Genomic DNA, 25,732 nt, shown 5'->3' on the forward strand with positions numbered 1-25,732 from the left:
ATTTGGTGGAGGTGGCGGGTTTCGAACCCGCGTCCGTCAATCCTCTGCCTCAAGCTCTACATGCATAGACATCTCTATTGAGTTAACCCGTCACGAGCCGAGAGTCAGGCTGTTATGGGCGAGCCTTTTTGAGTTTTAACCCTTTGCCTTAAGGCGAAGTCTCCGGGCGATTCTATCTCATATGACACTGCCGAAACTCTGAGTTATAGACACCTTAGAGGGCAGCGCTAGCAGGCTTAGGCTGCTAGAGCGTAGTTATCGTCGTTTGCAACTATAACTGTGTGATGAGGGATTTACGAGAATCATCACATTCTCGACATGCACCTAAGGGTTCGCAATCGGCGTCGAATCCAAGTCACCCCCAGAACTTGCCAGTATAGCGTTTGCTATCTGGGTTACAAGAACTCTATTGGTTCTTGCTGAGAACACGCTGCTTTTCACGATTCCAATCGCGCTCTTTTTCAGTGGCGCGCTTGTCGTGAAGTTTCTTACCTTTTGCTAAACCGATCTCACACTTAATTTTGCTCTCTTTCCAGTAGAGGCTTAGTGCGACACAGGTGAAACCCTTGGCTTCGACGGCACCGGCTAGGCGGTTCAGTTCTGTGCGGTTCAGCAACAGTTTGCGTGGTCTAACCGGATCTGCAACAACGTGTGTGCAGGCGGTTTTTAATGGCGAGAAGTGGGCACCTAATAGCCAAGCTTCACCGTTTTTAAAATCGATGTAAGACTCAACCAGTTGTGCGCGGCCTTCGCGTAGGCTTTTGACTTCCCACCCGGTCAGCACAAGGCCAGCTTCGAATTTATTTTCGATGCTGTACTCGAATCGTGCACGTTTATTTTGGCAGATGGTGTTTCCGCCAGGAGCTTTCTTCTTTTTTGCCATGCGGCGGATTATATAGAGCTGTTGTAAGCAAAGGAAGGAATCCTCTTGTTCAAAGCGTATATAAACTGGACAATAAGCAGCTTGTAACTGTTATTTGAGACTTGCCACCCGTTATGACGGTCGTAAATAGAACCGCCCTTGTATTACACACCGCTGAGCAGATGTTTGATCTGATCAACGATGTGCGTCGCTACCCAGAGTTCCTACCTTGGTGCTCTGGCACGGAGGTGATCGCAGAGAGTGATGAGATGCTCGAAGCGACACTAAAGCTCGCCAAAGGGGGGCTTAGTTATGATTTTACGACGCGTAATCGTCTGGTCCGTCCCGCTTCAATGACCATTGGGTTGGTTAATGGCCCCTTTAAAAGTCTTGAGGGGGTTTGGACGTTTACTGAGTTGTCAGATGAGGCTTCTAAGGTGGAACTCAATCTCAGTTTCGAGTTTGAAGGCAAGCTAACGGGAATGGCGATGTCTAAAGTGTTTAATAGTGTCGCGACAACTTTGGTGGATGCCTTTGTGTCGCGCGCTGATCAAATTTACGGATGAGGTGATCAGTGATTAACGTTGAAGTGGCCTATGCTCTGCCGACTGAGCAGAAGATCATTGCTCTGCAAGTAGAAGAGGGTACAACGGCTTATGATGCGGTTGTTCGCTCGCGCATTGCTGAGCTGTATAAACAGATCGATATCAACAGCGACCCAATGGGTATCTTCAGCCGTGCGATCAAGGACCCTAAAGCAGAGGTTCTACGTGACGGTGATCGAGTAGAGATCTACCGCCCGTTAATTGCTGACCCTAAAGAGGTTCGTGCCCGCCGAGCAGCCGAAGCTAAAGCCAAAAAAGCCAACTCGTAAGTTGGCTTTTTTGTATTCGTTGAGCTCTGCGTTACTGAGGTTTCAGATCGCCTTCCAAACGCACCAGCTTGTCGTTTTCAAAGTAGACGCGAAACTGACGTAGCTCGACCACTTCATCCTCTTGTACCAACTGGAAGACATAGTCCCATCGGTTCTGGTTGAAGGTATCCGTTAACAGGGGTGTTCCTAGCACATAGCGAACTTGGCTCGGCGTCATTCCAGGGCGAAGCTGATCTACCATCTCTTGTGTCACCTGGTTGCCTTGCGGAACATCCATTTTGTACACGCCTGGAAAGGTTGTACAGCCGGTCACGAGAGTAGCAAGAAAGGCAGAGATGATGAGCTTGCGCATGTTCAGGTTGTTCCTGTTACTGTTCAAAGTGGCATTAGTTTACACGCCACTGTTTGAATCGACCAGTCTATAGCGCGCTGGTCAGCATCTCTTTAGCGTGCTCAAGGGTGGTATCAGTCATCTCAAGTCCACCCAGCATTCGAGCGATCTCATTAATGCGCTGATTTTCGGTGAGTGGTGTGATTTTGGTCTCAACCGAACCGGTGTCTGCGCCTTTGCTGACAAACAGGTGTTGGGTTCCTTGTGAAGCCACCTGAGGTTGGTGTGTGACACAGAGAATCTGTGCTCGTTCACTCAAATGACGTAACAGTCGGCCAACGACTTCGGCAATGCCTCCGCCAATACCGACATCGACTTCGTCAAAAATGAGTGTCGGGGTGTCAGTCGTCTTAGCCGTTACAACTTGAATCGCAAGGCTAATTCGTGACAGTTCACCACCCGAGGCAATTTTGGCCAGCGGTTTTGCGGTTTGGCCCTGATTGGTATTGATCAGGAACTCAATCTCTTCCAAGCCCTGAGCCGTAATGTATTTAGGATCGATATCACTCAAACTGGCTGTGAAACGCGCGCTGTTCATGCCCAGCATGGCAAGTTGTTCATTCACCTCTTTATCAAGCTGTTTGGCTGCTTTGCTGCGTAGTTTGCTGAGTTGGCGAGCTTTCTCAATCAATGCGGCATTAGCCGTAGCAACCTCGGATTCGAGTTGCTCTAAGTTCTCATCGACATGAGCCAAAGAGTCGAGTTCAGTATTTAGTTGGTCTTTTAATTCCGGTAACTGCTCTGGCGCAATGCGGTGTTTCCTGGCTAGATCGTAGATGCTGGTTAAGCGATCTTCCACCTCTTGTAAGCGCTCAGGGTCCAACTCAACTCGTTGAACAAAATGGCTCAACTCGCGTTCGGCCTCTTCCACTTGAATCAGAGCAGCGTTTAGCATCTCGGCGGTCTGCTGTAGTGCAGGTGAGTCCGCTTCGATGTCGCCCAATAGGTGCAGTGCTTGGTTGAGTACCGCTGTGGCGTTGCTCTCTTCACCCTCGCTAAGAAGCATCTGGATCTGTTGGCCACTGTTAAGGATTGACCCTGCGTTGGAGAGTATCTTCTGCTCCTCTTCTAAGGCTTGCAGTTCACCTGTTTGAGGGTCTAAACGGTTGAGCTCTTCCGTTTGATAGCTCAGCAGTTGCAGTTGCGCATTCGCCTCTTCACTCATGTCTTGAAGGCGTTTCAACTCACTCTGCTTTGATTGCCACTGGGTAAAGAGTTTACGTACTTCCTGTGCTGTCTCATTGGCTTTGGCGTAGTTGTCGAGCAGGGTGCGGTGAAAATCGCGCTTTAATAGACGTTGGTGTTCGTGCTGGCCGTGTATGTCGACAAGCAGCTCACCCAGCTCTTTGACGCGGTTCAGTGGGCAGGGGTGGCCATTAATATAGCTTCGGCTGCGACCGTCGGCACTCAGTGTGCGGCGTAAAATACACTCGTTGATCTCTTCCGACTCTAGCTCATTCGCCTCTAACCAGCGTTTCGCATCGGGTAGTGCTTGTATATCGAACGCGGCGCTAATCTCAGCTCGTTTTGCCCCTTCTCGAACCGAGTCGGCTTCAGCGCGTTTGCCTAAGGCTAATCCCAGTGCATCAAGCATGATCGATTTGCCGGCACCGGTCTCACCGCTGACGACGGTCATGCCCGATTTCAGTTCTAGGTCGAGTGTTGAGACGATCGCAAAGTTTCGGATGCTGAGTAGCGTTAACATGGCTTAATACCTGTTTAGATATACAGTTACTGTATTTTTAACCAATGTTTGTGTATTAGGCAATAGAAAAGTGCAGTCTTAGGTCAAAAAAGCGCGTGGAAGGGTTGAATTTCAGATGGTCGATACCACATAGGAGACAAGATTGAATGATTCTGGAGATAACACCATGGCGAATGAAGATCAGACACACCAAGATCAGGTTGAAGAGAGTCAAGTCGACGCGACGGCTGAAGAGAATCTTGTGGAGCCTGAACTGGTTGAGACGGAAGAGCTGACCGTTGAATCCCTTCAAGAAGAGCTAGCCGCTGCGAATGCGACGATTGCTGAGCTGCAAAAACAGCTGGCAGAGCTTGAACCTCGTGCCCAAGCGGAGATCGCTAACCAGCGCCGTCGTGCTGAGGTTGAGGTGGATAAAGCGCGTAAGTTTGCTGTTGAGAAATTTGCCGAAGAACTACTGCCGGTCATCGACAGTCTAGAGCGCGCTATTGAGGCGAGCCAGGTCGAAGATGAGGTAGTTAAACCGCTTCGTGAAGGCGTTGAGATGACGCACAAAATGTTCATCGATGGCGTTGCTAAATTCAATCTAGAAGTGATCAACCCAGAGGGTGAGGCGTTCAACCCAGAGCACCATCAAGCGATGTCGATGGTTGAAGCGGAAGGTGCAGCTCCAAACTCTGTCATTGCGGTGATGCAGAAGGGCTACCTACTTAATGGTCGCTTAGTTCGTCCTGCGATGGTGATGGTCGCTAAAGGTTAAGACCTTTTTATAAACCAGACTTGATATTTGAAAGACCACACCCATATAGGGGTTAAGGTAAAACAGTTTTAAACACCCAGCGCGGTGTCATTAGGAGATTTAAACATGGGTAAAATCATCGGTATTGACCTAGGTACTACCAACTCGTGTGTAGCAGTACTTGAAGGCGATAAAACTAAAGTTATTGAGAACGCTGAAGGCGATCGTACCACTCCGTCGATCATTGCTTACTCGGCAGAAGGCGAAACTCTGGTTGGTCAGTCGGCGAAACGTCAGGCAGTTACTAACCCAGACAACACTCTATTTGCGATCAAGCGTCTAATCGGTCGTCGTTTTGAAGACGATGTTGTACAGAAAGACATCAAAATGGTGCCTTACAACATCGCTAAAGCGGACAATGGCGATGCGTGGGTTGAGGTAAAAGGCGAGAAGCTAGCACCGCCTCAGATCTCTGCAGAAGTTCTTAAGAAGATGAAGAAGACTGCTGAAGATTACCTAGGCGAATCGGTAACGGAAGCGGTTATCACGGTTCCTGCTTACTTCAACGACTCTCAGCGTCAAGCAACAAAAGATGCGGGTCGTATCGCAGGCTTAGAAGTTAAACGTATCATCAACGAGCCAACCGCTGCAGCTCTTGCGTATGGCATGGATAAAGCTGCCGGCGATCGCACGATCGCAGTGTACGACCTAGGTGGTGGTACTTTCGATATCTCGATCATCGAAATTGCAGACGTTGATGGCGAGCACCAGTTTGAAGTACTTGCAACCAACGGTGATACATTCCTAGGTGGTGAAGACTTCGACCTTGCGGTTATCAACTACCTAGCAGACGAGTTCAAGAAAGAGTCTGGCATCGATCTACATAACGATCCGCTAGCGCTACAGCGTCTAAAAGAGGCGGGTGAGAAAGCGAAAGTTGAGCTATCATCGGCACAGTCTACTGACGTTAACCTGCCATACATCACAGCGGATGCAACAGGTCCTAAGCACTTGAACGTTAAACTGTCTCGTTCGAAGCTAGAGTCACTGGTTGAAGACCTTGTTCAACGTTCACTTGAGCCATGTCGCATTGCACTACAAGATGCTGGCCTATCCGCTTCTGAGATCGACGACGTTATCCTCGTCGGTGGTCAGACTCGTATGCCAATGGTGCAGGCGAAAGTGGCTGAGTTCTTCGGTAAAGAGCCACGTAAAGACGTTAACCCAGACGAAGCGGTAGCGATGGGTGCTGCGCTTCAGGGTGCGGTACTGTCAGGTGATGTGAAAGACGTTCTTCTACTGGACGTAACACCACTGACTCTAGGTATCGAAACAATGGGTGGCGTTGCGACACCACTGATCGACAAGAACACGACGATCCCAACGCGTAAGTCGCAGACCTTCTCGACAGCGGAAGACAACCAGACAGCGGTAACCATTCACGTTGTTCAGGGTGAGCGTAAGCAAGCGACTCAGAACAAGTCGCTAGGCCGTTTCGACCTTGCCGATATCCCACCAGCACCACGTGGCATGCCGCAGATCGAAGTGACTTTCGACATCGATGCTAACGGTATCCTAAACGTTTCTGCTAAAGACCAGGCGACTGGCAAAGAGCAGTCGATCGTTATTAAAGCCTCTTCTGGTCTAAGCGATGACGAAGTCGAGAAGATGGTTCAGGATGCCGAAGCGCACGCTGAAGAAGATAAGAAATTTGAAGAGCTAACGGCTGCTCGTAACCAAGGTGATGCCATGGTTCACACAGCACGTAAGACGCTAGAAGATGCGGGTGATAAGGCTTCTGATGAAGAGAAATCGAACATCGAAGCAGCCATCACTGCACTTGAAGAGGCGTTGAAAGGCTCTGACACTGCAGAGATCACAGCAAAAACTGAAGCGCTAACAGAAGCGGTTTCGGGTGTTGCTCAGAAGATGTATGCAGACGCTGCACAACAAGCAGAAGCTGGCCAAGGCGCTGAAGCTGAAGCGGCTCGCGATGCAGGCGATGACGTTGTTGATGCTGAGTTTGAAGAAGTCAAAGACGACAAGAAGTAAGCTTAGCAAGCAATAACGAGAGTTAAGACTCTCACAAAATCGTGTGTCAGCGCGGGGGTCTTTACTCCCGCGTTGTCATATTCACGATAGCGTAATTACAGGTTTACACGCAGTATGAGCAAGCAAGATTATTATGAACTCTTAGGTGTCTCTCGTGATGCATCTGACCGTGACATCAAAAAGGCTTACCGTCGCTTAGCGATGAAGTATCACCCTGACCGCAACCCGGATGACGAGGCGGCTGAACTCAAGTTTAAAGAGATCAGCGAAGCGTACGAAGTACTGTCGGATGCGCAGAAGAAAGCGGCCTACGATCAGTATGGTCATGCTGGGTTGGGTGGCCAAGGTGGTATGGGCGGCGGCTTTGAAGGTGGCTTCTCAGATATCTTTGGCGATGTCTTTGGCGACATGTTCGGTGGCGGCGGTGGTCGTGGTCGCGGTCGTTCCAGCGTGCGTCGCGGTGCCGATCTGCGTTACAACCTCGATTTGAGTCTTGAAGAGGCCGTTCGCGGTTGTGAAAAGACGCTAAAAGTTCCAACCTACGTCTCTTGTGAAACCTGTGATGGTAGCGGTGCTAAGAAGGGTACTACGGCTAAGACCTGTGGTACCTGTGGTGGTGCCGGTCAGGTCCGTATGCAGCAAGGTTTCTTTGCGGTTCAGCAGACCTGTCCAACCTGTCATGGCGAAGGCAAAGTGATCTCTGATCCTTGTAATGTCTGTCATGGCCAGGGTCGCACGCAGAAGACCAAGACGTTGGAAGTTAAGATTCCAGCGGGTGTTGATACTGGTGATCGTATTCGTCTTTCAGGCGAGGGCGAAGCGGGAGCACACGGTGGCCCTTCAGGCGATCTCTATGTTCAGGTGAGTGTTAAAGATCACCCGATTTTTGAACGCGACGGTGCTAATCTCTACTGTGAAGTACCGATCAGCTTTGTCGATGCCGCGTTGGGTGGTGAACTAAACGTGCCAACACTGGATGGTCAGGTTAAACTGAAGATCCCGGCAGAGACACAGACGGGTAAGATGTTCCGTCTGCGTGGCAAGGGTGTCAAGCCGGTGCGTGGTGGCGCCTTGGGTGATTTGATGGTTCGTGCGGTTGTTGAAACCCCAGTCAGCCTCACTTCACGTCAGAAAGAGTTGCTAGAAGAGTTCCGTGACTCTACGGAAGAGCACCAGAAACATGGACCGAAGAAGCACGGCTTCTTTGATTCAGTCAAAAAATTCTTTGAGGATATGACCTAAATTATGGGTGATCAGGCGGTTGCAGAGGTATGGCAAGCACTTCAGAGTGAGGCGAGTACATTAAGTGCTAACGAGCCGCTTCTGTTGAGCTTCTACCATACAACGATAAACAGCCATCCAACCTTGCGTTCGGCACTCTCTTATCTGTTGGCTGAAAAGCTGTCGGATGATGTGGTGCCGGCCGTGGCGATGCGTGAGATCTTTGAGGTCGCTTATGAAGCGGACCCTACATTGATCGAAGCCGCCTGTGCCGATCTCCTTGCCGTCTACACGCGTGACCCTGCAATCCGTGACTACAGCACGGTGCTGTTGTACTTAAAAGGGTATCACGCGCTTCAATCCTATCGAGTGGCTAACTATATGTGGCGTCAAGGGCGTCAATCCTTGGCAAACTATCTACAGAGTCGCATGAGCTCAACCCTGCAGGTTGATATTCACCCCGCTGCTAACATCGGTCAGGGTGTAATGTTTGACCACGCGACCGGCATTGTTATCGGTGAAACTTGTGTCATTGAGAATGACGTCTCGATACTGCAATCAGTGACCCTAGGGGGTACCGGTAAGGAGTCGGGCGATCGACATCCGAAAATCCGTGCTGGGGTTTTGATTGGCGCTGGTGCTAAGATTCTTGGCAACATCGAAGTCGGCCAAGGTGCCAAAGTGGGTGCAGGTAGTGTGGTTTTAGAGCCTGTAGAGGCGCATACGACGGTAGCGGGTGTCCCTGCCAAAGTGGTGGGTTGCCTAATGAGTGATATGCCAGCCTTGGATATGGACCAAGGGCTGAGTGTCACTGACGAATAGATTTTTAGTTAAGGAAAAAGAGATGACACGTATTGCCATCACGGGTGCCGCAGGGCGCATGGGGAAAACATTGATCGAAGCTGTAGACGCGGCAGAGGGTGTGACCCTAGGCGCAGCCATTGTGCTTCCTGATAGTTCTTTGATCGGTGCCGATGCAGGTGAGTTGGCAGGCGTGGGTCGTCTGGGTGTCGCAATTACTGGCTCGTTGGAGACTGTGACAGACGATTTTGATGTGTTGATCGACTTTACTAGCCCAGAGTCGACTCTTGCTAATCTTGAGATCTGTAAAGCGGCTGGTAAGTCGATGGTGATTGGTACGACGGGGTTAAACGAGTCGCAGAAGGCGAAGTTGGCAGAGGGCGGTGAGTCTATCTCCATTGTCTTTGCACCGAACATGTCTGTTGGCGTAAACCTCTGTTTCAAACTGCTTGAAGTGGCTGCCAAAGCACTGGGTGACGATGGTGGTTACGACATCGAAGTGATCGAAGCACACCACCGTCATAAGGTGGATGCGCCATCAGGCACAGCATTGCGTATGGGTGAAGTGGTTGCCGATGCACTGGGACGTGATCTGAAAGAGTGTGCGGTCTACGGTCGTGAAGGTCAGACCGGTGCGCGCCCTGAAAAAGAGATCGGTTTCGAGACCATTCGTGCCGGTGATGTGGTCGGTGATCACACTGTACTCTTTGCCACAGAGGGCGAAAGAGTCGAAATTACCCACAAAGCGTCTAGCCGTATGACCTTTGCAAAAGGCGCTGTACGAGCAGCAGGTTGGTTGTCAGGCAAGGGTGCAGGTTTGTTCGATATGCAGGATGTTTTAGAGCTTCGTTAAGCCCGCTCCAGAGAGTTGAGGACTGTACTTTTCCTACCTCTCTCTGATATTATCTTCATGTTGTTGTTCCTTTTATGGGCCCGTGTCGAGTTACTCACACGGGCCCTGTTTTATTCAGGGCGAAAAAAAGCCAGCTACATGAGCTGGCTTTTTTGTGTCTGTATCAATGGGCTTGTTAAACCTTTTGATTCTCTACAGATTCTGACTCTGTTTCAGAAGAGTCGACCAGTACTTCCGCCAAGCTTGAGCGAGATAGCTCACCTTGCAGCTGGCCCTCCTCATCCACAACAGGGATTGGGTGATCCGCTTCAAGCGTCTCCGGGATAACCGTTTCAAGTACTGCATCAGAGGTGATGGTCGTTGTCTCGGTTAGATCGGCTTCTTCCCAAGTGGAATCTGCATTACCGCCCTTAGCTTCCTCTTCAAGCCATTCTTGAGTGACGGTGCCTTGGTAGCTACCTGAATCGTCCACCACATGACCGTAGTCGTAAGCGCCTCTCTTCATCTCTTTCAACGCTTCACCGATGGTTTCAGCTGTAATACGGTGTTCCGGCTCCTTCATAACGGTCTCTACCGTCAATGCGCGGGCACGGTTCACATCCTTAACGAACGCTTCTACGTATTCATCGGCAGGGTGGAGTAGAATCTCTTCTGGCTCACCTTGCTGGACCAGCAGGCCATCTTTAAGAATCGCGATACGATCACCTAGGCGTAGTGCTTCGTCCAAATCGTGCGTGATGAAGATGATGGTCTTATTGAGCTTGTGTTGCAGTTCAATCAGTTGATCCTGCATCTCTGAACGGATCAGAGGATCCAGTGCCGAGAAGGCTTCATCCATCAAGAGGATTTCAGCATCAGTACAGAGTGCGCGAGCAAGACCAACACGCTGTTGCTGACCACCCGATAGCTGGTTTGGGTACTGCTCTTCATAGCCTTTCAGACCAACCGTCTCTAACCACTCAACCGCTTTCTGCTCACGAACTGACTTGTCGACACCTTGGATTTTAAGCCCGTATGCGACGTTATCGAGTACTGTGTAGTGAGGCATCAAACCGAAGCGTTGAAACACCATCGACATCTTGTGACGACGGAACTGTTCAAGCTCCTTAGTGTTGAGTTTCATGACGTCGGTGCCTTCAACAATGATCTCACCCGCAGTCGGTTCAATTAGGCGGTTGAAGTGGCGAATCAGTGTTGATTTGCCTGAGCCGGATAGGCCCATGATGACAAAGATCTCACCGCGTTTGATTTCGAGATCGATCTCTTTAAGACCGACGGTGTGGCCAGTTTCCGCTAGGATCTCATCCTTGCTTTTACCCGCTTTAACCATCGGCATAACGCTTTCTGGTTTGTCGCCAAAGACTTTGTAAAGATCTTTAACCTGAATCAATACGTCTGAATTACTCATGGCCACCTCCTAGGTGCGCCTGAGTGCGCTTTCCGTATGCCTGTGAAACGCGGTCAAAGATGATCGCAAGTACAACGATGGCTAAACCATTCAGAAGACCGATGGTGAAGTATTGGTTGGTGATCGATTTAAGTACCGGTTGCCCAAGGCCTTTTACACCGATCATAGAGGCAATAACGACCATGGCGAGCGCCATCATGATGGTCTGGTTGATGCCCGCCATAATTGTCGGCATCGCCAACGGCAGCTGAACACCTAAAAGACGCTGACGTGGGTTAGCACCATAGGCCGTCGCTGCTTCAAGTACCTCTTTATCAACCAGGCGAATACCCAAATTGGTTAAGCGAATTACAGGCGGGATAGCATAGATCACTACCGCGATCACGCCAGGGATACGGCCAATACCCAGAAGCATAACGACCGGGATCAGGTAGACGAAGGCTGGCATGGTCTGCATGATATCGAGCATCGGAGTGACAGTGGATTGCACGCGGTTAGATCGCGCCATGGCAATGCCGATTGGGATACCCAATACAATAGAGATCAGTGTGCAGACGGTGATGATACTCATGGTCCGCATGGTGTCGTCCCACATGCCAAAGTAGCCAACCACAACCAGGGATACAGCAACGCCGATCGTCAGTTTAGCTGAGCGACTTGCAGCATAGGCAAGACCAGCAATGACACCCAGAACCAACCACCAAGGGCTGTTGAGTAGGAGTTTTTCAAACCAGATTAAGAAGGTAAGAAGCGGATCAAAAAATGCTTCGATAGAGTCGCCATATTCACGTGAAAAGTCACGATATGCACCGTCCATCGTTTTGCGAAGCTGCAGTAGTGAGCTTCGGTCCATCTCAGGAATATCCGTTAACCAGGATTTCTCTGCCATAGATACCTCTTGTTATTACACAGAAACGCCTCGCTTTTATTCAAAGCGAGGCGTGAGTATAACGCAGTTGTTAAGGATTAAAGAGCGCCTTCAACCTTAGCCGCTTGATCAGCTGTTAGCCACGTTTTCCAGATGTCTGCGTGCTCGGTTAGGAAGTACTCAGCTGCGTACTCACCATCTGCTTGGTTCTCATCCATCCACGCTAGAAGGCTGTTAAGCTGTGGGTTTGTGAAAGAACGGTTAGCTAGGTACTCAGCTGCTGCTGGAGCGCGATTAGAGAACTCAGCAGTTGTGTATGTGTAGACAGGTGATTCAGGGTACATAGACGGTTTTGGATCCTGACAGTCTGCTTTGTAGATACAGTCGATGAAATGCTGCTCATCAACACCTGAACCGAAGTCCACTTTAACCATCTCGTACTTACCAAGAATCGCTGTTGGTGCCCAGTAGTAACCGAACCAACCTTGGCCGCGCTCGTATGCACGTGCAATCGAACCGTCTAGGCCTGCTGCAGAACCTGGATCAACCAGTTCAAAGTTAGCATCGGCTAGGTTAAGTGCTTTGTGAAGGTTGCCTGCAGTGATCTGACAGCCCCAACCAGAAGGACAGCCTACGAAACCTGCTTTTGAATCATCTTCTGGGTGTGGGAACAGTGCTGCGTTTGCTTTGATACCCTCGATTGTTGCAAGGCTTGGATCCTTCTCAACCATGTATTTAGGTACCCAGAAGCCCTCTTCACCGCCATCGCTGAAGACTTTGCCAGCAACCGATAGTTTGCCTTCTGCTACCGCTTTCTCTAGACCCTCTTTGAAAGAGTTAGTCCAAAGCTCAGGTGCAATGTCTGGCTGCTGTTTCTCAATCATTGACGTTGAAGTCGGAACGGTGTCGCCAGGCACGACTTCAGCATTACAGCCAAATGCATGCTCTAGGATGAAGCGGTCAACGTTGGCGATAAAGGTTGCTGATGCCCAGTTCATGTCGGCAATCTGAACGTCACCACAAGACGCGTGTGAACCTGCAAATGCAGTTGAGCTAGCGGCTAGCAGTGATGCAGCAAGTATCTGTTTTTTCATGTGTCTGTTCCCATTCGTTTTCAGTTTCTTATTAGGCTATTAACCTCTCGTGACAAACATCCTAACAGGTCTAATCATTAGAGTTCAAATAATTATAGTTGTAATTATTTAAATAGTGATTGATGATGAAAAGGGGATGGGCTATAAATGCGCCCGCTCAGCAGGTTGTTAATCGTGCTACTTATCTCAATGACAGGCTTTACATGACAGACATTCAGCAATCACAAGATGTACTCATTGCTCTACGTAAGATTATTCGTGCGACGGATATTCAATCAAAGCGTATTGCGAAGAGCTGTGGCCTCACCATTCCGCAGGTAATGGTGTTGCGTGCAATTGGGGATCTGGGTGATGTGACTGTTAAGACGCTGTCGGAAAGCGTTTCACTGAGTCAGGCGACGGTAACGACTATTTTAAACCGCCTAGAGCAGCGCGGTTTAGCGGTGCGTGTTCGTTCAGTGACCGATAAGCGTAAAGTAAATGCGCGTCTGACCGAAGAGGGTGCTTCTACCCTGGGTTCCGTTCCACCACTTCTGCATGAGCGTTTTGAAGAGCGCTTTTCTAAGTTATCTGAAGCGAAGCGATTCCAGGTCGTTAATACCCTGCAGGATCTTGCTCAGATGATGGATGCTGAGGCGATCGACGCTTCGCCGCTTCTCGATTTGGCGGCGACGGCGAATCAGTAGTCGAGCTGAAGTTTTATCTCTAACGATTCTGCGATTGATTCAATATTCTGGTTAACCCAGTCTGGATCAATACAGCCCCACTGATCAATGCGGTAGACGCCCTGGTTATTCAAAGCCCCCTCAGTTTGTTGAAATGAACACTCGATCGACAGATCATCCAGATCTTTAATGGCATCCTGCAGTGTCCGTCTTGGCATGCCTGTGAGTTTCTGTAGGTGGGTGAGGTTGCCTGGGTGCTTATCAATACACCAAGCGATCAGCAGTTTGCGTTGGAAGGCTTTGGCCGCTTTGCTCTCTTTTAACACTGGCATTAAATGTGAATCTCATGCTGGGTGGTCGATGCGTTGTTCTGCTCGTTGTGGCGATCGATACTGATTCTGTGGAAGTTAAACGGCCCGCCAGCGTTTCTCTCTTTAAAGAACAGACGCAGTGCGTTGCTGACCGTCGGGAAGGCGATCTCATCCCAAGGGATCTCATCTTCGCTGAACAGTGCGACCTCATTGGATTCTGACGTCGTTGAAAAGCTTGGGGTGCGCATCTTGGCTAGGAAGAAGAGCTGCAGCTGATTCACATGCACAATGGAGGTGTGGGTGTAGAGCGAGATAATATCGACTTCCGCTTCAGCCTCTTCCCAAGTCTCACGCATGGCGCCCTGTTCAGTGGTTTCACCATTCTCCATAAAGCCTGCCGGTAGGGTCCAATAGTTTTTGCGTGGTTCGATGTTGCGACGACACATCAATACTTTCTCTTCCCAGATGGGTAGGCAGCCGGCGATGATTTTGGGGTTGGAGTAGAAGATCGTCTCGCAGTTGGGGCAGACGTGTCTGGGAAGGTGGTCACCCTCTGGAATGGTCCATTCAACAGGTGTGGCGCACTCGCTGCAGAACTTCATCGAATCTCCTATCTTTTGCGTAGCTTTCTTCTATTCGGTGTATGATTAAACTAATGATTTCGAAAATAGAGCAAACCCTGACTCACTACAAGCCTTGGCAGCTATCTGACCACTATTCGTCTGATCGGCAGGCGGGTGTGATGATGTTAATCACCGATCTGGCCATACCAGAGGTGATACTGACCTTGCGACACAGCAAGCTGTCGAGTCATGCCGGTGAGGTGGCTTTTCCAGGTGGTCGCAGAGATCCCGAGGATCAGGATATTCTTGCTACGGCTTTGCGTGAGACCCATGAAGAGCTAGGTATTGAGCCTTCACAAGTTAGGCCCTTGGGGGCTTTAAGTGATGTGCTCTCTAAGCATCGCCTCAAAGTGGTTCCCTGGGTTGGTGTTGTGCCGCATAGGGTTGTCGAGCAACCTAATCCCGATGAGATCGAAGCTGTTTTTCGAGTACCGTTGAGCTTCTTTATGGAGCCGGGCCGTGCGCGATTTGATCAGTTCATGGATCTATCCGGTAAGACTCGATATGCACCAGCATGGGATTATCAAGGCTATGAGATCTGGGGGCTAACCGCCTGGGTCATTGCTGAGCTATTAAACAGTGCCTTTGATGCACAGATTCAAACCAGACCGAGGCCAGAGCGAACATAATGGATTCAGAAAAACCGATTCCCAATCCTTGCATGGGCGTGTGTGCTCTCGATGAGGACGATCTCTGTATTGCCTGTCGTCGTTCAGGTCTAGAGATCGCCTATTGGAGTACTTACTCCAATGAGAAGAAGCGTGAAGTCTGGGCGTTGATTCGAGAGCGGGAGGCTACTCCTCCTCGTCACTCTCGATCTCGAGACGCTGGACACGAACCGTCTTAATCAGGTTGTCACTGATTTGTAGCGTCTCTAAACGGTACTCATTCAGTTCGATACAGACGTTAGCATCGGGAATGGACTCGAGCTGCTCCGTGATCAAACCGTTAAGCGTTTTTGGCCCTTCGGTCGATAGCTCCCAATTCAGTGCTTTATTGATCTCACGAATATAAGCCGAGCCATCGATAAAGTAGCTGCCATCTTCCTGTTGGTGGATGTCTTCATGGATATCCGATTGATCGTTGGAGAGCTCGCCGACGATCTCTTCTAAGATATCTTCCAGGGTGACAATGCCTTGTACATCACCGTACTCATCCACTACGACGCCGATGCGGCGGCTCTCTTTCTGAAAGTTAAGGAGCTGTGTCTGCAGCGGTGTGCTCTCTGGAATGAAGTAAGCTTCATGAACCACCGCCATAATGGCCGGTTTGGTGACCTTGCCCTGTTGAATCAACTGGGCCAGATTGCGCATGTGAAGTACCCCGACGATCTGGTTGATGTCGCCACGGTAGACCGGAAGGCGGGTATGTTTGGTTTTAGAGAGCTGCTCAAGAATCTGGTCCATCTCATGGTCCAGATCGATGCCCTCTACCTCGTTGCGTGGAATGATGATGTCATTAACGGTCACTTCACCAAGCTCCAGGACCCCAAGTAGCATCGATTGATTCGATTGAGGGATCAGAGCGCCTGACTCATTCACGATGGTACGTAACTCTTCGGTACTAAGATTGTGGGCATCTTCCCCGGTCGTCTTGATACCGAGTAGACGGAAAATTCCATTGGTAATGAGGTTGACGGCAAACACCAAGGGGTAAAACACTTTAAGTAGCAGTACTAAAACATAGGAGGCCGGAAAAGCCACCTTCTCTGGATACATGGCTGCCAGTGTCTTTGGTGTCACTTCCGCAAAAATCAGCACGACCAGCGTCAAGGCACCGGTCGCGATGGCGATACCTGCATCCCCCCAGATTCGAACCGCAATGACGGTCGCGATGGCTGATGCGAGAATGTTGACGAAGTTGTTGCCAATCAAAATCAGGCCGATCAGACGATCTGGGCGATCTAGCAGTTTGGCGGCTTTGCGTGCACCTAGGTGGTTATTCTTCGCTAAATGCTTCAAACGGTAGCGATTGAGCGACATCATGCCAGTTTCTGAACTAGAGAAAAATGCAGAACAGAGGATCAGGATAAACAGAAGAATTGAGAGCGAGCTTATCGACGCGTCTTCCAAGGGGAAATGCCTATATTGTTAACGGAAGCTCATTTTGTGTAGATGGGGCGTGGGTGTCAACCCAATTAAGCCCCAAGTATTAGCTCTAGAACGGCTTTTGAACCAAAGAAGCCGAGCATCAGCAGAACAAATCCGCTGAGTGTCCAGCGTAGAGCCGTGCGGCTTCGCCAACCAAACATCGCACGTCCTGTTAGCAGAATGGTGAAGACAACCCAAGCGCCAAGGGATAGCAGCGTTTTGTGAGCGAGGTGTTGTGCAAACAGATCATCGGTGTAGACGTAACCCGTTATCAACGCCAGCGTCAGTACCACCTGACCCGCAGTAATCAAATCAAACAGTAGGTTCTCCATCACCTGCAGTGGTGGCAGGGTATTCAGTAAGCCTCTGGTCTTATGGCTTTTCAGAGCATGCTCCTGCTTAGAGAGCAACAGAGCTTGCAGTGCGGCAAGCGTGAACAGGCTGTAGGAGATAATAGACAACAGAATGTGGCTTAGCAGTCCAGCGCTGTAGCTTGATTTGGTCCCTTCGCCAGGGAAAGCATAGGCCAGAGCCAGAGTGATGGCGGCCATTGGAAAGACCCACATAAACAGATTGTCGAGCTTATGACGTAGGCTACCCAATAGCAGAAGAACGACCACGGCGATCGAGATCATCGAGCCGGCAACAAAGAAGCTGAGGTTTAAGCCAAATCCGCCCGAAATGATCTGTAAAGTCGCGATCAGTTGAAAAATGACGGCGATGAAACCAAAAGCCTGTATGCGGTTGCGCGGTCCGCCTTGTTGAGTCGCGAACTGCTTCATTTGCCACTGGCTGGCAATCAGATAGAGGCCAATGGCGGCAAGGGTAAATAGCGATAGCATCCAAAACTCCGGACTGTGTAAACCTAATTCCACAAGTGTGGCACAAATTGCTGGGATGCGAAATATACAGTCAGCCTGTCCCTGCGCTATACTACGGCGCAAATTTGGCGGGATATCTCGATATCGAAACGACCCATTAGACCCGCACAATGAGGAATAGAATGTTTGCAAATCTTCAAGAACGCTTAACTGGCACGCTTCGCTCCGTTACAGGACGCGCGAAACTGACCGAAGACAATATTAAGGATACGCTGCGTGAAGTACGTATGGCGCTTCTTGAGGCTGATGTTGCCCTGCCGGTGGTTAAAGAGTTTGTAAACGCGGTCAAAGAGCGTGCGGTTGGACAAGAAGTTTCTAAGAGCCTAAGTCCTGGTCAGGTTTTCGTTAAGATCGTTAACGAAGAGTTGGTTCGCGTGATGGGTGAAGCGAACGAGCAGCTTAACCTTGCGGCAACGCCACCTGCTGTGGTGATGATGGCCGGTCTGCAGGGTGCGGGTAAAACCACCTCGGTTGCAAAGCTGGCGCGTTTCCTCCGTGAGCGTGAAAAGAAGAAGGTGTTGGTCGTATCAGCTGACGTCTACCGTCCAGCAGCTATTCGTCAGCTAGAGACTCTGGCCGGCGAGGTGGATGTCGAGTTCTTCCCGTCGACTATTGAACAGAAGCCGATCGATATCGTTAATGGCGCGACGGCGCATGCAAAAATTCAGCACCATGATGTTGTCATTGTCGATACCGCGGGTCGTCTAGCGGTTGATGATGCCATGATGGCTGAGATTAAAGAGCTGCATGCAGCGGTTAATCCGGTCGAGACGCTGTTCGTCGTTGACTCTATGACGGGTCAAGATGCAGCGAATACTGCAAAAGCCTTTAATGAAGTCTTGCCTCTTACCGGTGTGATTCTGACTAAGACCGATGGTGATGCCCGAGGCGGTGCGGCTCTGTCGGTACGCCACATTACTGGCAAGCCTATTAAGTTCCTAGGTGTTGGTGAGAAGGTCGATGCCCTTGAGCCTTTCCACCCTGATCGTGTTGCTTCGCGTATTTTGGGTATGGGTGATGTGCTCTCCTTAATTGAGGAGGCTGAGCGCAAGATTGATAAGGATAAAGCGGAAAAGCTGGCGAAGAAGGTCAGCAAAGGTAAAGGCTTTGATCTAGAAGACTTCCGTGATCAGATCAATCAGATGAACAACATGGGCGGTATGATGTCGATGATGGAGAAGATGCCGGGTATGGGGCAGATGATCCAAGCGGCACAAACGGCTCAGGCTGAGCAGGGCATGAAGAAGTTTGCCGTGATCATCGACTCGATGACGGCTAAAGAGCGTCGCAACCCAGATATTATCAGCGGCTCGCGTAAACGTCGTATTGCAGCTGGTTCGGGTACCAACATCCAAGAGATCAATCGCCTGCTTAAACAGCACAAGCAGATGGCTAAGATGATGAAGAAGTTTGGTTCTAAATCGGGTATGGCGAAACTGGCGCGTGGCATGAAAGGGATGATGCCACCGGGTATGGGCGGTCCTGGTGGTTTCCCACGTATGTAATTGATCAAACTCTGATCAAAAAATAGCTTTTAATGGGCGCAGTATTCACGTAGAATCTGCGCCCTATTTAATTTGGCCTTCATCTGTCTGGGCAATTTGCTGGGATTGGTGAAGAAACAACAATGATGGGCGATCTCAAAACCCATCCGCGAAATAAAGGGGTCCTTAATGGTCACTATTCGTTTGTCCCGTGGTGGCGCTAAAAAGCGTCCGTTCTATCACATTCATGTCGCAGACTCTCGTTTTGCGCGTGACAGCCGCTTTATTGAGCGTGTTGGTTTCTTCAATCCGGTTGCTCGCGGCCAGGAAGAGCGTCTACGTCTTGATCTAGAGCGCGTAGAGTACTGGGTTAGCAAGGGCGCTCAAATGAGCGAACGTGTTAGCACACTGGTTAAAGAAGCACGTAAAGCTAAGTAATTGATTAAGGCCTGATAGCAGTGGCAGAGATTGCAGCAGAGGACTACGTAGTTCTTGGACGCTTCAACTCACCTTTCGGTGTACAGGGTTGGATTAAAGTCTACTCATACACTGATTCGATGGAGAATATCCTCAGCTATCGCCCCTGGTTGGTAAAACAACAAGGTGAATGGGTACCGGTTAAGGTCACCAGCGCTAAAAAACAGGGTAAGGGTTTAATCGCAAAATTGGACTCTATAGATTCACCCGAAGCAGCCCGCCAATATTGTGAAGCGGAGATTGCAGTACCACGCTCGGTTCTACCAGTGTTGGATGACGGTGAGTACTACTGGAGTCAATTAGAGACATTATTGGTTTATACCGAATCCGGCGAATTGTTGGGTCGGGTAGATCACCTAATAGAGACCGGCGCAAATGATGTGTTGGTTGTTAAAGGTACAGACGAGAGCGTTGATCGTGAGACACGATTGATCCCATATGTACCGGATCAGGTGATCAAACAAATTGATTTAAACGCTGGAACAATGCGGGTCGATTGGGACCCAGAGTTCTAAGTTGTGTGGTTTGGGATCGTATCGCTGTTCCCTGAAATGCTTGAGGCGGTTAGCCGTTTTGGTGTTACAGGCAGAGCAGTTAAAAACGGACTGATCCAAGTCGAGAGTTGGAATCCAAGAGATTTTACTCACGACAAACATCGCACCGTCGATGATCGCCCCTTTGGTGGTGGTCCTGGGATGTTGATGAAGGTTCAGCCATTGAGAGATGCGATAGCGGCGGCGAAAGCGGCAGCACCCAGTCAGGCTAAAGTGATCTATCTGTCGCCACAAGGCAGACGCTTAGATCAACAAGGTGTGACAGAACTGGCCACGGCAGAGAGTTTGATCTTTGTCTGCGGTCGCTACGAAGGGGTTGATGAACGCCTGATCGAAGCGGAAGTGGATGAAGAGTGGTCACTCGGTGATTTTGTCCTGAGTGGTGGTGAGCTCCCAGCCATGGTGATGGTTGATGCGATATCAAGAATGGTGCCTGGTGTACTGGGTGACCAAGCCTCTGCTGAAGAGGACTCCTTCTCGGAAGGATTGCTTGATTGTCCACACTACACACGACCAGAACAGTTAGATGGCGTTGGCGTACCGTCGGTATTGATGAGTGGAAATCACGCAGAGATACGTAAATGGCGCCTAAAACAGCAGTTAGGAAGGACCTATGAGCGTCGCCCTGATCTGCTAGAGAAGATCGATTTGGACCCAGAACAGCAAACGTTGTTAAACGAATACATCGGCGAGACTAAAAAGTAGTCCGCAGTTGAAAAGTTAGGAGCGAGCGATGAGCAGCAAAAACTTAATCATTCAGCAGATCGAAGCTGAACAAACTGGTAAAGAAGTACCGAACTTCGGCCCAGGTGACACTGTAGTAGTTCAAGTACGTGTAGTAGAGGGCAACCGTAGCCGTCTACAGGCGTTCGAAGGTGTAGTTCTAGGTAAGCGTAACCGCGGCCTAAACTCTGCTTTCACTGTACGTAAAATCTCTCACGGTGTGGGTGTAGAGCGTACTTTCCAGACCTACAGCCCAGCGGTTGAAGCGATCGAAGTTAAGCGTCGTGGTGACGTTCGTCAGGCGAAACTTTACTACCTACGTGAGCGTAGCGGTAAGTCTGCACGTATCAAAGAGAAGCTTAACTAAGTTAATTTTATTAACTGAGTTGATCTCGATTAAAAAAGGCGACCATGGGTCGCCTTTTTTATTGCTCAAATTTCTCCTATTTCTAATAGTGGTCTAGTATGAAGTGATGACTGTTGGGGGGAATCCTTTGCGTTGGTTTAAAACCGTTCTACTGTTATTGATAGCGACGCTACTGGTCGGTGGGGGCGGTTATGCCTATGTCTATTACAAAGCTAAAGCCTATATCGATGATACGTTAACGGTTCTGCTGCCCGGTTATCGTGTGCACTATGAGCAGTTGGTTCTGGATCCACGCGGTGAAGTCCGTATTGAGTCGCTGCAGGCGGCTCCTTTCGGTTATGAATCTGCCATCAAGGTGGCCAATATCAGTATTCGAGCGGACGCGCCGCTCTTCTTCCTGCAGCCCTCTCCTGTCAGCAGTGCTTCTGACTGGCCCAGTTTCTTGGCCATCAAAATCGATAAGTTAAGAATGGATCTGGCATCCGACTTTATGGAGACGGCCCTTGCGAATCAGAGTGCTGCTGCGAGCAAAGGGTTGGTTAACATCGCCGCTCTGGGTTGTGGCGATGTGCGTGAATTCTCTCTGCCTGTGTTACGAGATATGGGATACCCCGAAATTCAGGCGGATCTTAACATTCGCTTAGACCCAGATAACGATAATGGACGTCTAGTCTTGGGTAGTCAGATTCAGCTGTTGGGGATCGCCTCGCAACGATTGGTGTTGGAGGTTAGTTTTACACCTGGATACCTTGCACCACAGACCTTGTTGGCGGCCAGTCCGCGAGTCCAGCGTTTTCAGTTTGCCTACCAAGACCTTGGATTTAATGCTCGCCGCGATACCTACTGTGCTGAACAGACTGAGGTGACGGAGGCGGAGTATCGCTTGGCGCATGCCGATCTGTTAAAAGCTCAGGCTACACAGTTGGGTATGCAGGTACCAGAGCGGCTTTGGAATGCCTATGAGCAGGCCATTGCCCCGGGTTCAAGTGTTGATTTGGGTATCTCACCAGCGGGCGGTATGGGCAGTGAGCTGTTCGTATTGATGAACGCCCCCCACGTCTTAGCTGAACGCTTGAATCCCTCTTTGCGCATCAACTCGGTGGGGCTTGATTTAGCGGGATTGGATTGGGAGTCCCTGTTGCCAGATGCGGAGCAGGCTGAACAGTTAACCCCTCAGGAGGAGGGATTGGTCAATGTTGAGCAGCTCAAGGAGAAGATTCTCTCCAGTCGCGAAGTGCAAAAGCTTGAGGATTCTAAGCAGTTCTATCCTGCTAGCTTTGATGAGCTGGATGACTATCTACAGTATCAGATTCGTCTCTACACCCACTTCGGGCGCTTTATTGAGGGGCGTTTGATCGAGGTGGCAGACAATAAGTTAGTTCTACTAAGAAGGGTCGATCAAGGGTATGCTTCCTACTCTGTTGATCGTAACTTTTTAGAAACTATTGAGGTCTACCGTTAGTGCCGGATGCACGTTTTACTGCGCAAAGCCCTGACTCCAAAGATGCCGCGTTAATCAAAGAGTTCATTCAAGGCTTGTGGATGGAGCGTGGCTTAAGTGACAACACGCAGAGCTCCTATCGACGCGATCTGAATCAGTTTGCCTGTTGGTTGAATCAGCAGGGTAAATCACTGATGGATGTTACGCAGTCCGATTTACAGCACTATCTTGCCTGGCGCCTGTCTGAAGCGTTTAAAGCCAGCTCGACTGCTCGACAACTCTCCTGTATCCGTGGATTTTATCGCTACCTATTGCGCGAAAGTGTGATCGACGTTGACCCTACGTTGAATATCTCCAATCCAAAGCGCGGGCGCGCGTTGCCAAAGTCCATTTCCGAAGCAGAAGTGGATGCGCTGCTTGAGGCGCCGGATGTTGAAGATTCACTGGGGTTGCGAGATCGAGCTATGTTGGAGCTGTTGTACGGATCCGGGTTGCGTATCTCTGAGTTGATTGGGCTTGAGGTGGGTCAAATTGACCTGAGGGCTGGGCTATTACAGGTTGTCGGTAAGGGTGATAAAGAGCGACTGGTCCCTGTTGGCGAGGCGGCCATTGATTGGTTGAAACGCTATCAATCAGCTGCACGGCCACTGTTGATGGGTGCTACCAACCCTGAAGCGCTCTTCTTGAGTCGTCGAGGACAGCAGATGACCCGACAGACCTTTTGGCATCGTATTAAGTTTTGGGCTCAGCAGGCGGGTGTGAAGTCGGAATTGTCGCCCCATACGCTAAGGCATGCGTTTGCAACACACTTGTTGAATCATGGGGCGGATCTTCGTGCCGTGCAGATGCTGTTGGGGCATGCCAATTTATCAACCACTCAGATCTATACGCAAATTGCCACGCATCGCTTAGAGCAGTTGCACAAGCAGTTTCATCCGCGCGGTTAAACTGGCACACTGGGCGCAATTTTTAAGGAGTTAAGATGAAAACCCTGTTCGTACTGTTGTTATCCCTTGTGACTTTGCCGGCTCTGGCAAATACAGAGACCCTGATTGAAGAGAAGCTGAAAGCGGTTGATCCTTCGATCCCAATTACGCTGATTGAGCCGTCCGATATGACCGGTTTTTATGAGGTGTTACTCGGTTCTGGTGAGGTGCTTTACGTCAGTGAAGATGCGCAGTTTATTCTGTCGGGCAAGGCGTATCAGATCACACAAGAGAACCGTCTGATCAATCTTACCGAGAAGCGCTTAAGTGGGATGCGTTTAGATGCCATGCAGCAGGTGGCTGATAGCGATATGGTTATTTTCCCAGCTAAAGGTGAGAAGAGAACTCGACTTTATGTCTTCACCGATATCGATTGCCCCTACTGTCAGAAGCTGCACGAAGAGGTGGATGCTCTGAACGAAGCGGGTGTCGAAGTCGCTTACTTAGCCTTTCCTCGCTCTGGTCCTGGCGGTGCTACTGCGTCACGTATGGATCAGATCTGGTGTGCCGATGACCGCTTAGCAGCAATGGAGTCAGCGCTAGATGGTGGCTCTGTTAAAGCGGATGGCTGCCAAACACCCGTGCTTGAACAGCTGGCGCTGGGTCAAAAGCTAGGGGTTACCGGCACCCCTGCGATGATTACCGAGACGGGTGATCTATTACCGGGTTACATGCCAGCCGAGCGTCTGCTGCCGGTGTTGGGGATTAAGTAATCTCTGGAAAATGCTGGTAGGGTCGTGACAGGCTGAAAGCCAGTCACGTTTCTCTGTAGTTAGGTTGAAGCACTGGTGTCAGGCTTCAGCCTGACATCCGCCCTCTAATTACGCTTTTTATCAGTAAAACCTCCCTAATACCCATAGTTCAAACACCCTTTTTTAGCTATAATATGCCCCATTTTTTAACGCTCTGGGTCGGGTGAACCGCTCGAGCTCACTTCGAATGAGGTAAGGTTGTGAAGCCGGTAAAAGTTGGCATCTGTGGAATGGGTACTGTCGGTGGCGGTACGTTCGATGTTCTTAATCGCAATGCGTCTGAGATTGCACGTCGTGCGGGTCGTCGAATTCAGATTGAACAGGTCGCTATGCGTCGCCCTAACCCTGCGTTTGATACGACAGGAATCCACGTTACATCGGACATTTTCGAGATCGCAACCAACCCTGAGATCGATATCGTCATTGAGCTGATCGGCGGTTACGAGACAGCCTTTGATCTCGTGATGACGGCCATTCAAAACGGTAAACACGTCGTCACTGCGAACAAGGCGTTGATCGCGGTGCATGGCAACGAGATTTTTGCGGCTGCGCAAGAGAAGAATGTGATGGTCGCGTTTGAGGCCTCAGTTGCTGGTGGCATCCCAATCATCAAAGCGATTCGTGAAGGTCTATCTGCGAACAAGATCGACTGGTTGGCTGGCATCATTAACGGTACCGGTAACTTCATTTTGACCGAAATGCGTGACAAAGGTCGTGCCTTTGAAGATGTATTGGCGGAAGCTCAGGCGTTGGGCTACGCAGAAGCGGATCCGACCTTTGATGTTGAAGGCATAGACGCAGCGCACAAGCTGACCATACTTGCCTCAATCGCGTTTGGTATCCCACTGCAGTTCGAAAAAGCCTACACCGAGGGTATCAGTAAGATCACTTCACAGGATGTGAACTACGCTGAAGAGCTAGGCTACCGCATCAAGCACCTAGGTATTAGCCGCCGCACAGCGAAGGGTATTGAGCTACGTGTTCACCCAACGATGATTCCAGAGAAAGCGTTACTGGCCAATGTCGATGGTGTCATGAATGCCGTCCTTGTTGATGGTGATGCGGTGGGTCAAACCCTCTACTATGGTGCGGGTGCCGGTGCTGAGCCAACGGCTTCTGCAGTAGTTGCTGATGTGGTGGATGTGGTTCGTACACTCACTGCTGACCGTGACAACCGAGTTCCCCACTTGGCTTTCCAGCCTAGCGAGCTTTCAGATGCTGAAGTGCTTCCTGTTGAACAGGTTGAGAGTGCTTACTACCTTCGCTTGCAAGCCGTTGAGCGCCCAGGCGTGATGGCTCACATTACCCGCATCCTCGGTGAAAAAGGGATCAATATTGAAGCCGTGATTCAGAAACCGATCCGTGAATCACAGGTGCCTGTCATTCTGCTGACTCAACGAGTGGTTGAATCGACAATGAACGAAGCGCTTCGCGAGATCGAAGCACTGCCAGACGTTGTGGGTGAAGTGACCCGCATCCGTGTTGAACAGCTGGCTGATTAAGAGGAATTTTC

At 50.1% G+C, this 25,732-nt stretch carries 29 protein-coding genes and 1 other RNA gene; 19 read left to right on the forward strand and 11 right to left on the reverse strand.

Annotation, left to right across the window (positions count from 1 at the left end; all coding sequences use genetic code 11):
• Nucleotides 1-3: 3 nt before the first annotated feature.
• Nucleotides 4-363: a transfer-messenger RNA gene (gene ssrA / locus XMA127_RS00995) on the reverse strand.
• A gap of 43 nt (nucleotides 364-406) precedes the next feature.
• On the reverse strand, nucleotides 407-883 hold the full coding sequence (smpB, locus tag XMA127_RS01000) for an SsrA-binding protein SmpB (protein WP_173480194.1): 477 nt from the start codon (nucleotides 881-883) through the stop codon (nucleotides 407-409).
• A gap of 113 nt (nucleotides 884-996) precedes the next feature.
• On the opposite strand from smpB, the gene XMA127_RS01005 reads away from it, so the two are divergent.
• Together XMA127_RS01005 and XMA127_RS01010 are read left to right on the forward strand one after the other, a co-directional pair.
• Nucleotides 997-1,428 (forward strand): type II toxin-antitoxin system RatA family toxin, encoded by a 432-nt coding sequence (locus tag XMA127_RS01005; protein ID WP_173498457.1) that lies wholly within the window; start codon nucleotides 997-999, stop codon nucleotides 1,426-1,428.
• Between the two features lie 8 nt (nucleotides 1,429-1,436).
• On the forward strand, nucleotides 1,437-1,736 hold the full coding sequence (locus XMA127_RS01010; protein WP_173482670.1) for an RnfH family protein: 300 nt from the start codon (nucleotides 1,437-1,439) through the stop codon (nucleotides 1,734-1,736).
• 31 nt (nucleotides 1,737-1,767) lie between these two features.
• On the opposite strand, the gene XMA127_RS01015 is transcribed toward XMA127_RS01010, so the two are convergent.
• Nucleotides 1,768-2,088 carry an outer membrane protein assembly factor BamE gene (locus XMA127_RS01015; protein WP_173480197.1) on the reverse strand — a complete coding sequence of 107 codons (321 nt, stop codon included), beginning with the start codon at nucleotides 2,086-2,088 and terminating at the stop codon, nucleotides 1,768-1,770.
• A 67-nt stretch (nucleotides 2,089-2,155) separates the two neighbouring features.
• On the reverse strand, nucleotides 2,156-3,832 hold the full coding sequence (gene recN / locus XMA127_RS01020; RefSeq protein ID WP_173480198.1) for a DNA repair protein RecN: 1,677 nt from the start codon (nucleotides 3,830-3,832) through the stop codon (nucleotides 2,156-2,158).
• 166 nt (nucleotides 3,833-3,998) lie between these two features.
• On the opposite strand from recN, the gene grpE reads away from it, so the two are divergent.
• From grpE to dapB, 5 genes are all read left to right on the forward strand, one after another.
• A complete protein-coding gene (gene grpE / locus XMA127_RS01025; RefSeq protein WP_173480738.1) occupies nucleotides 3,999-4,589 on the forward strand; it encodes a nucleotide exchange factor GrpE in 591 nt (196 codons plus the stop codon).
• Between the two features lie 105 nt (nucleotides 4,590-4,694).
• On the forward strand, nucleotides 4,695-6,620 hold the full coding sequence (dnaK, locus tag XMA127_RS01030) for a molecular chaperone DnaK (RefSeq protein WP_173480199.1): 1,926 nt from the start codon (nucleotides 4,695-4,697) through the stop codon (nucleotides 6,618-6,620).
• A gap of 114 nt (nucleotides 6,621-6,734) precedes the next feature.
• On the forward strand, nucleotides 6,735-7,862 hold the full coding sequence (gene dnaJ, locus XMA127_RS01035) for a molecular chaperone DnaJ (protein ID WP_173480200.1): 1,128 nt from the start codon (nucleotides 6,735-6,737) through the stop codon (nucleotides 7,860-7,862).
• 3 nt (nucleotides 7,863-7,865) lie between these two features.
• Entirely contained in the window at nucleotides 7,866-8,663 is a 798-nt protein-coding gene (gene cysE / locus XMA127_RS01040; protein ID WP_173498834.1) for a serine O-acetyltransferase, read from the forward strand.
• A 22-nt stretch (nucleotides 8,664-8,685) separates the two neighbouring features.
• Complete coding sequence (dapB, locus tag XMA127_RS01045) at nucleotides 8,686-9,495, forward strand: 4-hydroxy-tetrahydrodipicolinate reductase (protein WP_173498835.1); 810 nt, start codon at nucleotides 8,686-8,688, stop codon at nucleotides 9,493-9,495.
• A 175-nt stretch (nucleotides 9,496-9,670) separates the two neighbouring features.
• Here the strand turns inward: dapB and XMA127_RS01050 are convergent, their stop codons facing one another.
• The 3 genes from XMA127_RS01050 to XMA127_RS01060 form a co-directional block, all read right to left on the reverse strand.
• Nucleotides 9,671-10,903: a glycine betaine/L-proline ABC transporter ATP-binding protein gene (locus tag XMA127_RS01050; RefSeq protein WP_173495120.1), complete on the reverse strand. Its 1,233-nt coding sequence runs from the start codon at nucleotides 10,901-10,903 to the stop codon at nucleotides 9,671-9,673.
• Nucleotides 10,896-11,792, reverse strand: a complete 897-nt coding sequence (locus XMA127_RS01055) for a proline/glycine betaine ABC transporter permease (protein ID WP_173482989.1) — start codon at nucleotides 11,790-11,792, stop codon at nucleotides 10,896-10,898. The genes XMA127_RS01050 and XMA127_RS01055 overlap by 8 nt, the downstream gene beginning before the upstream one ends.
• A 77-nt stretch (nucleotides 11,793-11,869) precedes the next feature.
• Nucleotides 11,870-12,865, reverse strand: coding sequence for an ABC transporter substrate-binding protein (locus XMA127_RS01060; protein WP_173482988.1), 996 nt, complete (start codon nucleotides 12,863-12,865; stop codon nucleotides 11,870-11,872).
• 203 nt (nucleotides 12,866-13,068) lie between these two features.
• Between XMA127_RS01060 and XMA127_RS01065 the strand changes: the two genes are divergently transcribed.
• Nucleotides 13,069-13,551 carry a MarR family winged helix-turn-helix transcriptional regulator gene (locus tag XMA127_RS01065; protein ID WP_173480206.1) on the forward strand — a complete coding sequence of 161 codons (483 nt, stop codon included), beginning with the start codon at nucleotides 13,069-13,071 and terminating at the stop codon, nucleotides 13,549-13,551.
• Here XMA127_RS01065 and XMA127_RS01070 read toward each other — a convergent pair.
• Complete coding sequence (locus XMA127_RS01070) at nucleotides 13,545-13,862, reverse strand: helix-turn-helix domain-containing protein (protein WP_173498836.1); 318 nt, start codon at nucleotides 13,860-13,862, stop codon at nucleotides 13,545-13,547. The two genes, XMA127_RS01065 and XMA127_RS01070, sit on opposite strands and share 7 nt — an antisense overlap.
• The gene (locus XMA127_RS01075) at nucleotides 13,862-14,443 is read right to left on the reverse strand and encodes an NUDIX hydrolase (protein WP_173480208.1); all 582 of its coding nucleotides are present in this window, start codon (nucleotides 14,441-14,443) and stop codon (nucleotides 13,862-13,864) included. The genes XMA127_RS01070 and XMA127_RS01075 overlap by 1 nt, the downstream gene beginning before the upstream one ends.
• Nucleotides 14,444-14,496: 53 nt before the next feature.
• Here XMA127_RS01075 and XMA127_RS01080 point away from each other — a divergent pair, with 53 nt between their 5' ends.
• Together XMA127_RS01080 and XMA127_RS01085 are read left to right on the forward strand one after the other, a co-directional pair.
• Nucleotides 14,497-15,093 carry a CoA pyrophosphatase gene (locus XMA127_RS01080; protein ID WP_173498837.1) on the forward strand — a complete coding sequence of 199 codons (597 nt, stop codon included), beginning with the start codon at nucleotides 14,497-14,499 and terminating at the stop codon, nucleotides 15,091-15,093.
• Entirely contained in the window at nucleotides 15,093-15,311 is a 219-nt protein-coding gene (locus XMA127_RS01085) for a DUF1289 domain-containing protein (RefSeq protein ID WP_173480210.1), read from the forward strand. Before XMA127_RS01080 ends, XMA127_RS01085 begins: the two co-directional genes overlap by 1 nt.
• Here XMA127_RS01085 and XMA127_RS01090 read toward each other — a convergent pair.
• Nucleotides 15,259-16,536, reverse strand: coding sequence for an HlyC/CorC family transporter (locus tag XMA127_RS01090; protein ID WP_173480211.1), 1,278 nt, complete (start codon nucleotides 16,534-16,536; stop codon nucleotides 15,259-15,261). The genes XMA127_RS01085 and XMA127_RS01090 overlap by 53 nt on opposite strands.
• Before the next feature lie 65 nt (nucleotides 16,537-16,601).
• Nucleotides 16,602-17,396, reverse strand: a complete 795-nt coding sequence (locus tag XMA127_RS01095) for an inner membrane protein YpjD (RefSeq protein WP_173480212.1) — start codon at nucleotides 17,394-17,396, stop codon at nucleotides 16,602-16,604.
• A 161-nt stretch (nucleotides 17,397-17,557) separates the two neighbouring features.
• Between XMA127_RS01095 and ffh the strand changes: the two genes are divergently transcribed.
• The 9 genes from ffh to XMA127_RS01140 all read left to right on the forward strand — a co-directional run bounded on the left by ffh (nucleotide 17,558) and on the right by XMA127_RS01140 (nucleotide 25,721).
• Complete coding sequence (gene ffh, locus XMA127_RS01100; protein ID WP_173482986.1) at nucleotides 17,558-18,940, forward strand: signal recognition particle protein; 1,383 nt, start codon at nucleotides 17,558-17,560, stop codon at nucleotides 18,938-18,940.
• Nucleotides 18,941-19,108: 168 nt separating this feature from the next.
• Nucleotides 19,109-19,357: a 30S ribosomal protein S16 gene (gene rpsP / locus XMA127_RS01105; RefSeq protein ID WP_173480214.1), complete on the forward strand. Its 249-nt coding sequence runs from the start codon at nucleotides 19,109-19,111 to the stop codon at nucleotides 19,355-19,357.
• Between the two features lie 20 nt (nucleotides 19,358-19,377).
• Nucleotides 19,378-19,911 carry a ribosome maturation factor RimM gene (gene rimM, locus XMA127_RS01110; protein ID WP_173480215.1) on the forward strand — a complete coding sequence of 178 codons (534 nt, stop codon included), beginning with the start codon at nucleotides 19,378-19,380 and terminating at the stop codon, nucleotides 19,909-19,911.
• A gap of 3 nt (nucleotides 19,912-19,914) precedes the next feature.
• Complete coding sequence (gene trmD / locus XMA127_RS01115) at nucleotides 19,915-20,655, forward strand: tRNA (guanosine(37)-N1)-methyltransferase TrmD (RefSeq protein WP_173480216.1); 741 nt, start codon at nucleotides 19,915-19,917, stop codon at nucleotides 20,653-20,655.
• 28 nt (nucleotides 20,656-20,683) lie between these two features.
• Nucleotides 20,684-21,040: a 50S ribosomal protein L19 gene (gene rplS / locus XMA127_RS01120; protein ID WP_173480217.1), complete on the forward strand. Its 357-nt coding sequence runs from the start codon at nucleotides 20,684-20,686 to the stop codon at nucleotides 21,038-21,040.
• A 127-nt stretch (nucleotides 21,041-21,167) separates the two neighbouring features.
• Complete coding sequence (locus XMA127_RS01125; RefSeq protein ID WP_173498838.1) at nucleotides 21,168-22,502, forward strand: hypothetical protein; 1,335 nt, start codon at nucleotides 21,168-21,170, stop codon at nucleotides 22,500-22,502.
• A complete protein-coding gene (gene xerD, locus XMA127_RS01130) occupies nucleotides 22,502-23,428 on the forward strand; it encodes a site-specific tyrosine recombinase XerD (RefSeq protein ID WP_371731491.1) in 927 nt (308 codons plus the stop codon). The genes XMA127_RS01125 and xerD overlap by 1 nt, the downstream gene beginning before the upstream one ends.
• A 35-nt stretch (nucleotides 23,429-23,463) precedes the next feature.
• Nucleotides 23,464-24,180, forward strand: a complete 717-nt coding sequence (locus XMA127_RS01135; protein ID WP_173480219.1) for a DsbC family protein — start codon at nucleotides 23,464-23,466, stop codon at nucleotides 24,178-24,180.
• 239 nt (nucleotides 24,181-24,419) lie between these two features.
• Nucleotides 24,420-25,721, forward strand: coding sequence for a homoserine dehydrogenase (locus XMA127_RS01140; protein ID WP_173480220.1), 1,302 nt, complete (start codon nucleotides 24,420-24,422; stop codon nucleotides 25,719-25,721).
• Nucleotides 25,722-25,732: the final 11 nt, after the last annotated feature.

The organism is Marinobacterium sp. xm-a-127 (assembly GCF_013283425.1).
GTDB lineage: Bacteria > Pseudomonadota > Gammaproteobacteria > Pseudomonadales > Balneatricaceae > Marinobacterium_E.

What these genes read in the sequence shown, in the direction of transcription:
- smpB (WP_173480194.1), bottom strand. Translation starts at nt 883, where the DNA reads ATGGCAAAAAAGAAGAAAGCTCCTGGCGGAAACACCATCTGCCAAAAT.
- XMA127_RS01005 (WP_173498457.1), top strand. Translation starts at nt 997, where the DNA reads ATGACGGTCGTAAATAGAACCGCCCTTGTATTACACACCGCTGAGCAG.
- XMA127_RS01015 (WP_173480197.1), bottom strand. Translation starts at nt 2,088, where the DNA reads ATGCGCAAGCTCATCATCTCTGCCTTTCTTGCTACTCTCGTGACCGGC.
- recN (WP_173480198.1), bottom strand. Translation starts at nt 3,832, where the DNA reads ATGTTAACGCTACTCAGCATCCGAAACTTTGCGATCGTCTCAACACTC.
- grpE (WP_173480738.1), top strand. Translation starts at nt 3,999, where the DNA reads ATGGCGAATGAAGATCAGACACACCAAGATCAGGTTGAAGAGAGTCAA.
- dnaK (WP_173480199.1), top strand. Translation starts at nt 4,695, where the DNA reads ATGGGTAAAATCATCGGTATTGACCTAGGTACTACCAACTCGTGTGTA.
- dnaJ (WP_173480200.1), top strand. Translation starts at nt 6,735, where the DNA reads ATGAGCAAGCAAGATTATTATGAACTCTTAGGTGTCTCTCGTGATGCA.
- cysE (WP_173498834.1), top strand. Translation starts at nt 7,866, where the DNA reads ATGGGTGATCAGGCGGTTGCAGAGGTATGGCAAGCACTTCAGAGTGAG.
- dapB (WP_173498835.1), top strand. Translation starts at nt 8,686, where the DNA reads ATGACACGTATTGCCATCACGGGTGCCGCAGGGCGCATGGGGAAAACA.
- XMA127_RS01050 (WP_173495120.1), bottom strand. Translation starts at nt 10,903, where the DNA reads ATGAGTAATTCAGACGTATTGATTCAGGTTAAAGATCTTTACAAAGTC.
- XMA127_RS01055 (WP_173482989.1), bottom strand. Translation starts at nt 11,792, where the DNA reads ATGGCAGAGAAATCCTGGTTAACGGATATTCCTGAGATGGACCGAAGC.
- XMA127_RS01060 (WP_173482988.1), bottom strand. Translation starts at nt 12,865, where the DNA reads ATGAAAAAACAGATACTTGCTGCATCACTGCTAGCCGCTAGCTCAACT.
- XMA127_RS01065 (WP_173480206.1), top strand. Translation starts at nt 13,069, where the DNA reads ATGACAGACATTCAGCAATCACAAGATGTACTCATTGCTCTACGTAAG.
- XMA127_RS01070 (WP_173498836.1), bottom strand. Translation starts at nt 13,862, where the DNA reads ATGCCAGTGTTAAAAGAGAGCAAAGCGGCCAAAGCCTTCCAACGCAAA.
- XMA127_RS01075 (WP_173480208.1), bottom strand. Translation starts at nt 14,443, where the DNA reads ATGAAGTTCTGCAGCGAGTGCGCCACACCTGTTGAATGGACCATTCCA.
- XMA127_RS01080 (WP_173498837.1), top strand. Translation starts at nt 14,497, where the DNA reads ATGATTTCGAAAATAGAGCAAACCCTGACTCACTACAAGCCTTGGCAG.
- XMA127_RS01085 (WP_173480210.1), top strand. Translation starts at nt 15,093, where the DNA reads ATGGATTCAGAAAAACCGATTCCCAATCCTTGCATGGGCGTGTGTGCT.
- XMA127_RS01095 (WP_173480212.1), bottom strand. Translation starts at nt 17,396, where the DNA reads ATGCTATCGCTATTTACCCTTGCCGCCATTGGCCTCTATCTGATTGCC.
- ffh (WP_173482986.1), top strand. Translation starts at nt 17,558, where the DNA reads ATGTTTGCAAATCTTCAAGAACGCTTAACTGGCACGCTTCGCTCCGTT.
- rpsP (WP_173480214.1), top strand. Translation starts at nt 19,109, where the DNA reads ATGGTCACTATTCGTTTGTCCCGTGGTGGCGCTAAAAAGCGTCCGTTC.
- rplS (WP_173480217.1), top strand. Translation starts at nt 20,684, where the DNA reads ATGAGCAGCAAAAACTTAATCATTCAGCAGATCGAAGCTGAACAAACT.
- XMA127_RS01135 (WP_173480219.1), top strand. Translation starts at nt 23,464, where the DNA reads ATGAAAACCCTGTTCGTACTGTTGTTATCCCTTGTGACTTTGCCGGCT.